Raw genomic sequence first — 12,039 nt, 5'->3', positions numbered from 1 at the left:
GGAGGAGTTAAATGAATTTAGTAGCCATGAAGCGGGAAGACTTGGACACTTTAAGTGATGAAAGGTTAGGATGGGCCTGTATGGAGCCTACCTTTCAGCTGATTCGCGGAAAATCGCCATCGACCAAATCAGAAGTGATCTCGAAGCTCACAGAGGGGCAACAAGCCTTATGTATGTTCAGAGTGCTATATGGTCACAGCTGTAATTCCGAAGGGGAATATTATGCTTGGATTTCCTACATGCAAGACCTGCCAGGGTATTGGACAGGGGTGATAGGAGGCATACGATTTTTTGACGATTCACCCATGATTCTTTTGCTTCAGGAAACAAAGACATTTCTCGAGGAAAGAAATCATCGACTGGGTAAAGAGTGGGCGGATGCGGCCATCACGGATTTGGATCGAGACCCTCAGCTGTTAGAAGTAATTAGTGAGTTATTCGAACGATATAAGAACCTGACACCAAATACGCATAGAATTATCGGCAATTATATTCGCACTCATCCAGAGGAGTTTGTAGAAATAGGGTGTTCATAATTATGAATATGAAGAAACGTTATGAATTTCTCGTACTCATTTTTTTATTAATCGAAATCCCTGTAATTATTAATCTCTACCATAGTTATAATTCATTTGAGAATTTAGTGTTGGATCAAATCGATGAAACAGAAATCACCTCAATCGAGATTGAGAAATCTTTAGTGGATGAAAAGGTAGTGATTGAAGATCCGAAGGAAATTGAAAAGATCATTTATGCTTTTTCAGATGTAAAATTGAGAAGAAGTAGTGCTTTGGACAAATCTACGGAGACCTACTGGATAAGTATTATTGTGAATAACAGCTTGAGGTTTGGCATGAATCTTACGGATACTAACTTCCTGTATGTGACAGATCTTGATAAGAAGGACAAATACAGTTCGGGAAACTTTAGAATGACTAGTGCTTTTGATGTGAATTCCATAGCAAGCTTATTTAAATGATGCACAACGATCCACAACCACTGATACTGAGATTTTCGGACCCAGATGCCCCTATTTGCGAATTTATCGCCTTTTGAGCAGGTTTTCGGACTCCAACGTCGCTATTGCTCATGAAAGAGCTTATAATTGGTGTTTTTTGCACCAATAGCGGCTATGAGGTCCGATAGCTGTCCAAATAGCGGATAAAACGGTGTATAAGGTCAGCTGAGTCCTTTAGGTGCTGCATGTGCAGATTGGTTAGTTGAGTCCTTTAAGCTGCTGCGTGCGCAGATCGCTCAGTTGAGTCTTTAGCTGCTGCGTGTGCAGATTGTTCAGCTGTGTCCGATAGTGTTTCATATCCATACAAAAAATGGGTGCCCCTATGGGACACCCATTTTTGTATGGATTATCTAGCCATCCATCCGCCATCCACATTAAGAACGTGACCGTTCAAGTAGTCAGATGCTGCGGAAGCCAAGAATACGGCAGGACCTTTAACATCATCAGGCGTTCCCCAACGTGCTGCAGGGATACGGTCTAAGATAGAGTCCGAACGACTTTGGTCGGCACGGATTGGAGCGGTATTTTCAGTAGCCATATAGCCTGGTGCAATTGCATTGATGTTCAGACCGGAGCCTGCCCATTCATTGGCAAAAGCTTTAGTAAGACCCGCAACCCCGTGTTTACTCGCAGTGTAACCAGGGACATTGATTCCGCCTTGATAGGAGAGCATGGAGGCGATGTTAATGATTTTGCCGGATCCTCTTTCCAGGAAGTGGCGGCCTGCGATTTGCGACAGAAGAAAAACTGTGTTCAGGTTCAAATTGATGACATCAAACCAGTCTTTTTCACTATGATCTTTTGCCGGTGCACGGCGGATCATTCCTGCGCAGTTTACGAGAATGTCAACATGTCCGGTCAGCTCTAGCGCTTGGTCAAAAGTGCTTTGCAGCTTGCTGTGATCACTTAAGTCAGATTCGATACTAACTGCTTTTACTCCAAAAGCTTTTGCTGCATTTACTGTTTCTTCACTCGAATTAAGGGAGACAGACGCAACGTCTGCACCGGCTTCTGCAAATGCAAGCGCGATTCCTTGTCCAAGACCTTGAGCTGCGCCTGTTACAATAGCTGTTTTACCTGCCAAGCTGAATAATGATGACATATAAATTACGCCCCTTTATTGTAAATGGATTGTTATTCCGGGTTTACCCGCATTCAATGGTAACGCCTGCACTGCGGAACTGATCTGCCGTTTCGGGGGAGAGCCCTTTGTCCGTCAGAATCACGTCAACTTCTTGTAGGGAAGCGAAGGTACGCAGTGCAGTATGGCCGAATTTATGATGATCTACAACCGCGAATACCTTACGGGCTGTAGATACAAGGGCTTGCTTGAACTCAATTAAATCTCCGGTATAAATGGAGAGCCCATGCTCTATATGAATAGCAGTCGATGAAAGGAATGCTTTTTGAATATTAAGCTTTTGTACATAGGAGACGGCTTCAGGACCAGCCAACATATTACGGACACGATAACCACCGGGAACGACCAGACGGATGTTATCTTTGGGAACCAGTTCGCTGATGATGTATACATCATTGGTGACTACCGTTAGTGGCATATTGTCCAGACGCCGAGCAATTTCAAGCGTAGTGCTACCGCCGTCAAGAGCGATAATATCGTCCGGTTCAATATGAGCAAGCGCACGCAAGGCAATCTCCGTCTTCTCGTCAGAGTATTTATCCAGCGGGTCCTTGGAGGGCAAAATACCAAACTGGTCGCTTTGTGCCAGCACAGCTCCGCCATGTACACGTACGATCAGCCCTTGTTCCTCCAGCCTGCTTAAATCCTCGCGTATTGTTTTTCCAGTAACCTGAAGCTTATCGCTCAGTTCATTCACCGTTACATCTTTTTGGTTCAGCATAACTTCCATAATCATCTCGTGTCGTCGTATCGGGTTCATCCGCCTGCCTCATCTTTCCGTAGTTGATTTATCTCTATTGTAATTCTTTCATGGATACGGGGTCCATATCATCATATCTTTTATTATCGCCAGCCATACTCCAGATAAAAGTATAGTTATGAGTGCCGACACCACTGTGGATGGACCAGCTTGGAGAAATAACGGCTTGTTCGTTATGCATTACGATATGGCGGGTTTCGTCAGGTTCTCCCATCAGGTGGAACACAACGGAATCGTCCGGAAGATCAAAATAGAAATAGGCTTCCATCCGGCGTGGATGGGTATGTGCTGGCATGGTGTTCCACATGCTGCCTGGTTTCAGTTGGGTCATACCCATAACCAGTTGGGCACTTTGCACACCATTTGTGTGAATGAAGCGGTGGATTGTCCGCTCGTTAGAGTTCTCCAGACCACCCATCGCACCGGATTCAGAATCGGCCAGTGTGGTTTTGGTAGTAGGGTAGGACTGATGGGCAGGAGCAGAATTCAAATAGAATTTAGCAGGTTTGGAAGCGTCTGCACTTTTGAAGACTACATCTTTAGAGCCTTGACCTACATAAAGACATTCTTTGAAATCCACTTCATATTCTGTGCCATCTACAACCACGGAGCCTTTACCACCGACATTGATGATGCCCAGTTCACGGCGTTCCAAGAAATAAGTAACCCCAAGTTCTTTAAGGTCAGTAGTTAGCGCAACCTCTTCTTTTACAGGATTAGCTCCACCAACGATCATACGATCTTCATGGGTTAGGACAAGCTTTAGCTCATCAGGAGCAAAAATAACGGGAATGTGGAATTCCTTACGGAGGCGCTCAGTGTCAAATTGTTTTACTTCATTAGGATGGGATGCGAAACGTCTTTCCATTGAATGTTCAATCTCCTTTGTGTACATATTATCGTTCGTATAGGTACACTTTAGTCCATTTATGTTCATTTTACAAGTGCTAATCTTTTTTATTTCGTTTATTTATGTTTATTTATTGGTTTTTCCAATTGCAAAATGAACGGAAAGTGTGCACAATAGAGCTATTATGCTCGATTTTCATGAATGCCGGAAGATGATATAAAACTGAAACGATGGAGGTTGAAATGTAATGCCGGGGTTGAAAAATATCCAGAGTACTTATAAGGAACGTCAGCAAGAAATTATTTTTAATATAGCACTGGAAGCAGAGCAACACCCTTTATTGGAAAGTGGACTCTGGTTCCATGATGATGTGCGAAATAACTTTTATTATGCTTCGTATCTTTTTGCAGCGGCTGTTGATGATTCTTTTGAGCTGCCTTTTGATCGTGAGCAAGCGAAACAGAAAGCACAGGATGTACTGCTGGAGATCTTAATGCTTCAGAACCGGCAGCCCGGCACGGAGTTATATGGTCATTGGCCGCTCGGTTTGAATCCGGTTCCGCGAGATGCGTCACCGCATGAGTTACCAGTGGAGCTTATGGGCAACCTGCTGGCGTATTTTTGCAAAAGATACGGAGGAGCATTAAATGCTCAACTTCGCATAGTTCTGAATACAGCGTTTGGACATATTTATCGCAGTGATTTCTACCGTAAGCCGGTGGTTACTTTTGGGCATCATGAAGCTAAATATACAGCTGCTAAGCTGATTTTTGGCACCCTGTTTGCGGATGAAATATTGCTTGAGGATGGCCGGCAGAGTCTGAAGGATACACTGGCTTATATTCGTACTAAAGGGATGCCGGAATACGGCAGTCTACCGTGGTTTTGGCATTGGGTGCAGGCATTCACCTGCGCGTTGGAACTTGTCCCGCCTGAGGATACGGAGCTTACTACGAGCCTTAAAGAAATGCTTGACCATTTATGGAATGTACGAGCTGAATTCTATCTGCGTGGCGCTTGGGTTGGTGCGCATTCTAGAGGCTGGCCGCATGATGTTCCCGGCGATGCTAATGTACTTCATGATTATGTTCAGTTTGGAGATTTCCAGCTGCCTGAGAGGATGCCGCGCACTGAGTATGCCGGTTTATTATTCTATCAAGCATCCGATGAAATATTAGCCGCAGCTATGAATCGCCAGACACCAAAGGAAGTAAGGAAGATTACTCAGAAGGTTGTCCCAACGGATCCACAGCCGCAGCCTTTGCTTCATTCCTATGCTTATATTACAGAGGAGTTTGCAGCAGGCGGGATGTGGGAGCGGGTTGAGGAATTCGATAATGAGCAGCTTCGCTGGGCTTTTTCGTTACCTGTGAGTGGAGAGGGAAGCGCAAATCAGCTGTATTTCTTCCATCCGGGACAAGGCTACAATGAGGGAGATCCCCGTCATCAAAGCCGTTATATGGAGGTTCTCTATCACAAGAATGTCATCATTTCTTTATTCCCAATCCCTCAGGGTGAGAAGAATACGATCATCGGTGTACTTCCCCAAGGGGAATGGAAACAAGAGCCTAATACATTGTACGGGCAGGTTGGTGAGACGTATTTTATTATTTATTTATCTCACCCTTATCAGCTGCAGGAACGGTCCAGATTCATAGAGGTATCCGTCGCAGGGATGCCGGGCGGTGTAATCGTTGAAGCATTGGGCATTAAGAAAGCTGCCGAATGTGGTATTATTGGTTTAGAGGCTTTTGCCGCAGCTATGGCTCATAAAGAAAGGAATTTCGAAGTGGGAGAGGTATTAGCAGCGAATTATATCAACATAGATGGTGAAAGCTTAGTTTTGAGTATTAGTAGGGAGTCAGAATTACCGCAAGCTCAGCTTAATGGAATCCAGATCTCATTAGATCATTATTCAGTATAAAAAAACACAATTGCTGTGATAAATAGTAATCCGAGTCGGCCTTTTTTGGCCGGCTTCTTTAATAAGGAGCTACATGAAAGGATGTGATGCCCCATTGCACAGCCCGCAATAGATACCTAAGTATCCGTAAACGTGATTTTGTCCAAAATACTTATAATTGGGGTGAACGACGATTTATCTGGATAAACTAGACCTAACGATTTGGTAATTCAATCCTCCCTAAGCACATTTCCCTTTAGAATAGCGGTGTTAGGTTACTAAATAGTAATTAATTACATTAAACCCTATTTTTCTGAGAGACATTTGTCACAATAAAGGTTAATATCTAAGTGAGATAGAAATGATTGCGCTTACTTATTTTCTAATAAACCTAATCATAATGAATGCGAGGGATATAACAGTGATTGAAACTGAATTTCGTGTAGAAAATGACTTTCTAGGCAGTAAACAGGTAGATAAGAACGCTTATTATGGGATTCAGACACTACGCGCAGTCGAGAACTTTCCTATTACGGGCTATCGGGTTCACAAAGAGTTAATCAAAGCGATGGGGATTGTAAAAAAAGCCGCTGCGCTTGCAAATATGGAAGTTGGCCGTCTCTATCGAGGGCTTGGAGAAGTTGTAGTGAAAGCAGCAGAAGAAATCATCGAGGGTCAGTGGCATGAGCAATTTATTGTAGATCCTATTCAGGGTGGTGCAGGTACCTCGTTAAATATGAATGCGAATGAGGTTATTGCTAACCGTGCCTTAGAACTGCTTGGCCATGAAAAAGGAGACTATCGTCACTTAAGTCCCAATTCACATGTAAATATGGCGCAGTCTACAAATGATGCGTTTCCGACAGCAATTCATATTGCCACACTTTCACTGCTGGAGCAGCTGCTTGTAACGATGCACAGAATGCATGATGTGTTTGCGGTAAAAGCGGATGAATTCGATCCTGTGATAAAAATGGGCCGGACACATCTTCAAGATGCAGTGCCGATTCGTCTGGGTCAAGAATTCGAGGCTTATCGCAGAGTGCTTGAAAGAGATATCAAACGTATTGAGCATACACGCCATCATTTGTATGAAGTCAATATGGGAGCAACAGCAGTGGGTACAGGATTAAATGCTGATCCTCGTTATATTGAATTGGTGGTAGAGCACTTAGCTGAGATCAGTGAATTGCCGCTCGTAACGGCAGATCATCTCGTCGATGCCACCCAAAATACGGATGCCTATACAGAAGTGTCTGCTGCTCTAAAAGTGTGCATGATGAACATGTCCAAGATCGCTAATGATCTGCGGTTGATGGCCTCCGGTCCGCGGACGGGGTTTAATGAGATTTCACTGCCTGCACGCCAGCCTGGATCTTCAATTATGCCGGGCAAAGTTAATCCGGTTATGGCAGAGGTCATTAATCAGGTGGCTTTTCAAGTCATAGGGAACGATCATACGATCTGTCTGGCTTCCCAAGCGGGTCAACTGGAGCTGAATGTTATGGAGCCAGTGCTTGTGTTCAATCTTATTCAGTCCATCAGCATCATGAACAATTCCTTCCAAGTCTTCACAGACTTCTGTCTGGCTGGGATTGAAGCCAATAAGGAGAAGCTTGAGCGGGATGTGGAGCGGAGTGTCGGAATCATTACGGCTGTGAACCCGCATCTGGGGTATGAAGTGGTATCGCGGATCGCTAGAGAGGCGATTTTGACTGGGGAATCTGTACGGGAATTGTGCATTAAATATAATGTGCTGACCGAAGAAGAGCTTAATCTGATTCTGGACCCATACGAAATGACACACCCGGGAATTGCAGGAGCAGCTTTATTGCATAAAGAGTAGAATGTTCCGGAGGATCGAGCTTTTTGTTTGGAAAAAGCAAACCCCCGCCACCGTTTAGGGTGACAGGGGGAGATCCTAAATATGTTTTACTTATATGAATCTACTTCGCGATTGTCTGAAGTAGGTTCTTTTTTTACATTTCAGGCTTAAAAGAAAAATAAAGAACGTAACAGGCCGCGTTTTCTTGGCGGAGCCGTTAGCCTGGTAGAGGCAGTGGACTGGGAATTTTCATAAGAGGTGAGCGGTTTGCCGTTAGACACTTGCAACGGTTCTATGGATGCCGCGATTTGCTTGATCATTATTCGTAGGTCCTCAAGCTCCTCACGCTGCTGGAGCAGTTGGATCAATACTACTTCATCGGCTTTTTGATCGAGTGCACGTTCAACATTGTTGATGCGAGACAAGATATCCTTCATAGGCTCAGCATCTGTGTGCTGTAGTGGGTTTTCCTGTTGTGATGTGGAAATTTGCTGCTCATTCGTGAGTGTGAGTTGTATACATTCCAAGGCCTCTCCGTGATTAATACGGTCTTTAATATGATTGAGCAGGTCGATTTGCTGCTCCGAGAACACATAATGGCCAAATCGGTCTTTTGGAAAAAAATCAGGGAACATGGCAGCCCAACGTTTAATTGTGGTTAGACTAACTGACAGCAGCTCTGCGGCATCTTTTGTTTTTAGAATATCCATTTCGATTCCTCCAGTTCACGTAGTCATGTTATGAGTAATATTCGTTGTCCAGCAGCGGCTCCCTGCACGGTTGACAAAGGTAGTGCGTATTCGCTAAACAAAGTGTAATTACGAGCAATCTCACCCTTTTGGATTTCACTATCTTGCTTTTCCATTCCAAATTGAGTACAGATGAGCCTGCTCAGGGGTATAATTGCATTAGAGGTGAAGGCGATGAACAGGATTGAAGATGAGGAACAAATGACTGAGGAGCAATGGCAGGCTATTTTGCAAAACGATGTTGCTTATAACGACATATTTTTTTATGCGGTGAAGACTACAGGAATTTTTTGTCGACCCTCCTGCAAATCCAAAGCACCCAATCGGGAGAATGCGTGTGTTTTTCAGAATGCTGAACAAGCGCTGGCAGCCGGATTTCGTCCTTGCAAAAGATGTAAACCGACAGGTGAGCGTCTTCCTGATAAGGAATGGGTAGCTGTGATGACGGAGTACATTGATCATAATTATATGGCCCCCCTCACCCTTGAAACGTTAGCTGAGGTATGTCATGGCAGTCCTTATCATTTACATCGAACCTTTAAGAAAGTAACAGGAATCACTCCCGTGGATTATATACAGCAAAAGAGAATCGCTAAGGCATCTGAGTATTTGCTTACTACAGAGCAGGCAGTTGCTGAGATTGCATTGCGCGTGGGTCTGCCCAATACATCGTATTTTATTACTTTATATAAGAAAAAAACAGGGTATACGCCCACACAGTTTCGTCAGCTTAACAAACAGAAAGTAACGTTGGCTTCTGATTTTAATTTGGAGGGACCGAATCATGGAGAATAAAACAAATGCTATTCTATACTGGACATTATTAACCGATAAGGACTGGAGTTTTTATATTGCAGCCACAGAGAAGGGTTTAAGTTATGTGGGCTCGCAGCAGGAACCCTTTGAGGAATTAAGCGAATGGGTTAGACGTCGTTTTCCGGGGAGTGAACTGGTGCAGGACGATGAGAAGATGGCGCCTTATGTGAGGGAGCTTAGTGAATATTTGCAAGGGAACCGGCAGAGCTTCGGCATTCCTTTTGATTATCAGGGAACTCCTTTTCAGCTTGCGGTGTGGAAGGCGTTATGTGAAATTCCATATGGACAAACCTGGTCCTATTCGGATATTGCCACACATATTCAAAGACCAGCTGCGGTGCGCGCGGTAGGGACTGCCATTGGCGCGAATCCGATTCTGATTACGGTGCCCTGCCACCGGGTTATTGGTAAGAATGGGACATTAACAGGATACCGGGGTGGTTTGGATATGAAGACCAAGCTACTTCAGTTGGAGAGAGGAGAGTATACAGCAGATATATGAAAATAGAGTCCAATTACACCTCCCCAAAAACCTTGCTGAATAAAGGAACAGGTTATCTGTCAGGCTACAGTCATTCCTTAAATCCATATACGGGCTGCACTTATGGCTGTTCCTATTGTTATGTACGTCAGATGCCTGTCTCGCTGTTCCGCAAAGAGGAGTGGGGGACGTGGGTAGATGTTAAACAAGAAGCGGCTGCAATTTTACAAAAAGAACTGCACAAAGCGAAGGCGAAAGGTCCCGTCTCTATTTTTATGTCGTCAAGCACAGATCCCTATCAACCGGTAGAGCATAAGGAAGAGGTGACGAGATCTTTACTGGAGGTTATGGTTCAAGATCCGCCCGATTTCCTATTCGTGCAGACGCGTAGTCCGCTGGTTCGCAGAGATATAGATTTATTATTACGTTTAGAGGATAAGGTTCGTGTAAGTATAACTGTAGAAACAGACCGAGAAGATATTCGCCAAAAATTCACACCAAGCGCCCCTTCCATTGCTGCAAGACTGAAGACGTTACAGCTTCTACGTGAAGCTGGCATCCCCATTCAAGCTACTATAGCGCCAGTACTGCCAAGCAGTCCAACTTTTCCAGCAACCTTAAGGGTTTTGGTGGATAGAGTCTGTGTGGATGACTATTTTATGGGCGACGGCAGCGGCGGCAAACGCACACGGAGATTAGGGATTTATTCCCTATATGAAGAGCTGCAACTGGAAGATTGGTATGATCCTGCAGCATATCGCAGAGTGTATGAAGGACTTCAGCAAGTTTTTTCCGAAGAGGAGCTATTCTTGAGCCAGAAGGGGTTCGAGCCTTAATCTGAAACATGGTATAATAAATGAGAGCATTCATACTTAGTATTTAATATACTTAATATCCGTAATAGCTTATTGGAGGATTAGTGTGGCAAAAGCAAAGGTGGCCAAGCGGCCCACAAGAGATGAATTTGTGCTTGAGGAGTTAGGTAATCAGTTAGTTGAAGCTAAGCAAGAAGGTTCTGAGATTTTATTGACCGTATGGGGAAAAGAAGAAGAGGTACGCGGCATGATCGTGGAAATGGATTCGCGAACCGGGAAAGTACACCTCAGTAACCATGAAGAAATCATAAAAGTTCCTTTTATGGATATCATGCAGGTTAATTATCCCAGAGATTAATGGGCACGGCAGCAACAGGAGGTCCTGAAAGCTATCATAGCTTTGGGGCCTCTTTGATCATAAAGGTAAGGAATAGAGGATATAGAAAGGGAGGTCAACAATGCAAGTAACCAAAACCAACGCGATGCGAATGCTGGATGCCAAAAAAATCGGCTATGAAGTGTTCGCCTATGACAATGAAGATGGACTAATCCATGGCACGGCTGTGGCTGAGAAGATTGGAAAAGCGGCAGAGACGGTTTTTAAAACGTTGGTCGCTCATAGCGGTGCAAATCTTTATGTATTTGTTATTCCAGTTGCCGAAGAGCTGGATCTCAAAAAGGCGGCCAAAGCCGCCGGAGAGAAAAAAATTGAGATGCTGCCAGTGAAGGATCTGCAGAAATGGACAGGGTATATCCGCGGTGGTTGTTCACCTGTTGGAATGAAAAAGCTGTACCCCACGTTCATTGAGAGCAGCGCAGAAGGGCTGGAAACAATGGCTGTCAGCGCTGGGAAGATTGGCCAGCAAATGGATGTAGCCCCACAAATACTCGCTGAGGTTGTACATGCGAAATTTACAGAACTAATCAAATAGCCGAGCAGCAAGCTGGCCTAAATATTCCTTCAATGCTAACCCTGTTGTGGAGATCGCTCCCGGGGATGGACTGAACTTGGCGGGCTGCAGTGCAATATCAGCGCTGGCGATATAATCCGTAGGATAGGCTTGCGCTGTTAGCCCTGCATTCTTAAAGTGCAACATCGCTCGGGACATATGAAAACCTGAAGTAACTAGTATAGGTTTTATAAGTCCGGTTTGTTGCAGGATGGCTGCGGTATTTACAGCGTTTTGCTCCGTGTTGAGGGATTGATTTTCGATCAGGATGTCCTCTTCGGGTATGCCGAGACCCAGTAGTTGTCTTTGCGCGATATCCGCTTCATTACCACTGTCGGAGAATACTTGTCCGCCAGAAAATAAGATTGGCAGACCAGTCTGCCGATGGAGGCGAACAGCAGTAAGCAGGCGATTTGCCGCTGATCCGTATAAATTGCCCTCGCCGTCTATATCCGGTGTGCCAGAGCTGGCGCCCCCGCCGAGTACGACGATGACATCTCCTTGCAAAGTTTCCGGCTGCGGATATTTCCGTTCTAGACTGCCGATCAGCGCATCGCTGATTAAGGGTGTCATGGAGAAATACATTAATAGTGTAACCCCGAGTAGAACTAGTGCTGGCCGGCGGTTTTTTTTCCATAACCAAATGACTAAACCTAGCAGAAGCACGATAAACAGGCCGGGGGGAAGCACAAAGCTGTATACAAATTTGATGATGTAAATCAACAGTATCA

The 12,039-nt window shown here is 44.7% G+C and carries 15 protein-coding genes; 9 read left to right on the top strand and 6 right to left on the bottom strand.

The window, feature by feature from the left end:
• Window positions 1–11 precede the first annotated feature (11 nt).
• A complete protein-coding gene (locus NYE58_RS22330; protein ID WP_076217831.1) occupies window positions 12–536 on the top strand; it encodes a hypothetical protein in 525 nt (174 codons plus the stop codon).
• 2 nt (window positions 537–538) lie between these two features.
• The gene (locus NYE58_RS22325) at window positions 539–979 is read left to right on the top strand and encodes a hypothetical protein (RefSeq protein ID WP_341003069.1); all 441 of its coding nucleotides are present in this window, start codon (window positions 539–541) and stop codon (window positions 977–979) included.
• Between the two features lie 385 nt (window positions 980–1,364).
• On the opposite strand, the gene kduD is transcribed toward NYE58_RS22325, so the two are convergent.
• From kduD to kduI, 3 genes are read right to left on the bottom strand one after another with little or no spacing between them, the layout of a single operon-like run.
• Window positions 1,365–2,120: a 2-dehydro-3-deoxy-D-gluconate 5-dehydrogenase KduD gene (kduD, locus tag NYE58_RS22320; protein WP_036688326.1), complete on the bottom strand. Its 756-nt coding sequence runs from the start codon at window positions 2,118–2,120 to the stop codon at window positions 1,365–1,367.
• A 43-nt stretch (window positions 2,121–2,163) separates the two neighbouring features.
• Entirely contained in the window at window positions 2,164–2,919 is a 756-nt protein-coding gene (locus NYE58_RS22315; RefSeq protein ID WP_076129821.1) for a DeoR/GlpR family DNA-binding transcription regulator, read from the bottom strand.
• 34 nt (window positions 2,920–2,953) lie between these two features.
• Window positions 2,954–3,787 carry a 5-dehydro-4-deoxy-D-glucuronate isomerase gene (kduI, locus tag NYE58_RS22310; RefSeq protein ID WP_036688322.1) on the bottom strand — a complete coding sequence of 278 codons (834 nt, stop codon included), beginning with the start codon at window positions 3,785–3,787 and terminating at the stop codon, window positions 2,954–2,956.
• Window positions 3,788–4,016: 229 nt separating this feature from the next.
• Between kduI and NYE58_RS22305 the strand changes: the two genes are divergently transcribed.
• A complete protein-coding gene (locus tag NYE58_RS22305; RefSeq protein ID WP_341003067.1) occupies window positions 4,017–5,693 on the top strand; it encodes a hypothetical protein in 1,677 nt (558 codons plus the stop codon).
• 400 nt (window positions 5,694–6,093) lie between these two features.
• On the top strand, window positions 6,094–7,518 hold the full coding sequence (aspA, locus tag NYE58_RS22300; RefSeq protein WP_036689072.1) for an aspartate ammonia-lyase: 1,425 nt from the start codon (window positions 6,094–6,096) through the stop codon (window positions 7,516–7,518).
• Between the two features lie 146 nt (window positions 7,519–7,664).
• On the opposite strand, the gene NYE58_RS22295 is transcribed toward aspA, so the two are convergent.
• Both NYE58_RS22295 and NYE58_RS22290 read right to left on the bottom strand, forming a co-directional pair.
• Window positions 7,665–8,207, bottom strand: a complete 543-nt coding sequence (locus NYE58_RS22295; RefSeq protein ID WP_280753091.1) for a MerR family transcriptional regulator — start codon at window positions 8,205–8,207, stop codon at window positions 7,665–7,667.
• A 23-nt stretch (window positions 8,208–8,230) separates the two neighbouring features.
• Complete coding sequence (locus NYE58_RS22290; protein ID WP_256716016.1) at window positions 8,231–8,362, bottom strand: hypothetical protein; 132 nt, start codon at window positions 8,360–8,362, stop codon at window positions 8,231–8,233.
• Between the two features lie 58 nt (window positions 8,363–8,420).
• Between NYE58_RS22290 and NYE58_RS22285 the strand changes: the two genes are divergently transcribed.
• The 5 genes from NYE58_RS22285 to ybaK all read left to right on the top strand — a co-directional run bounded on the left by NYE58_RS22285 (window position 8,421) and on the right by ybaK (window position 11,290).
• A complete protein-coding gene (locus NYE58_RS22285) occupies window positions 8,421–9,041 on the top strand; it encodes a bifunctional transcriptional activator/DNA repair enzyme AdaA (RefSeq protein WP_076217828.1) in 621 nt (206 codons plus the stop codon).
• On the top strand, window positions 9,031–9,564 hold the full coding sequence (locus NYE58_RS22280) for a methylated-DNA--[protein]-cysteine S-methyltransferase (RefSeq protein ID WP_341003066.1): 534 nt from the start codon (window positions 9,031–9,033) through the stop codon (window positions 9,562–9,564). The genes NYE58_RS22285 and NYE58_RS22280 overlap by 11 nt, the downstream gene beginning before the upstream one ends.
• Window positions 9,561–10,379: an SPL family radical SAM protein gene (locus NYE58_RS22275; protein ID WP_341003065.1), complete on the top strand. Its 819-nt coding sequence runs from the start codon at window positions 9,561–9,563 to the stop codon at window positions 10,377–10,379. Before NYE58_RS22280 ends, NYE58_RS22275 begins: the two co-directional genes overlap by 4 nt.
• 85 nt (window positions 10,380–10,464) lie before the next feature.
• The gene (locus NYE58_RS22270; protein ID WP_036688306.1) at window positions 10,465–10,716 is read left to right on the top strand and encodes a YolD-like family protein; all 252 of its coding nucleotides are present in this window, start codon (window positions 10,465–10,467) and stop codon (window positions 10,714–10,716) included.
• A gap of 100 nt (window positions 10,717–10,816) precedes the next feature.
• Window positions 10,817–11,290 carry a Cys-tRNA(Pro) deacylase gene (ybaK, locus tag NYE58_RS22265; RefSeq protein WP_341003063.1) on the top strand — a complete coding sequence of 158 codons (474 nt, stop codon included), beginning with the start codon at window positions 10,817–10,819 and terminating at the stop codon, window positions 11,288–11,290.
• Here ybaK and NYE58_RS22260 read toward each other — a convergent pair.
• Window positions 11,279–12,031 (bottom strand): YdcF family protein, encoded by a 753-nt coding sequence (locus NYE58_RS22260; protein WP_076217824.1) that lies wholly within the window; start codon window positions 12,029–12,031, stop codon window positions 11,279–11,281. The genes ybaK and NYE58_RS22260 overlap by 12 nt on opposite strands.
• Window positions 12,032–12,039 lie beyond the last annotated feature (8 nt).

Source organism: Paenibacillus sp. FSL L8-0708, from assembly GCF_038009325.1.
In the GTDB taxonomy this organism is placed as follows: Bacteria; Bacillota; Bacilli; order Paenibacillales; family Paenibacillaceae; genus Paenibacillus_AQ; species Paenibacillus_AQ odorifer.
Note: the sequence above shows the minus strand (reverse complement) of the source record. Positions and strands in the feature narration are given on the sequence as shown.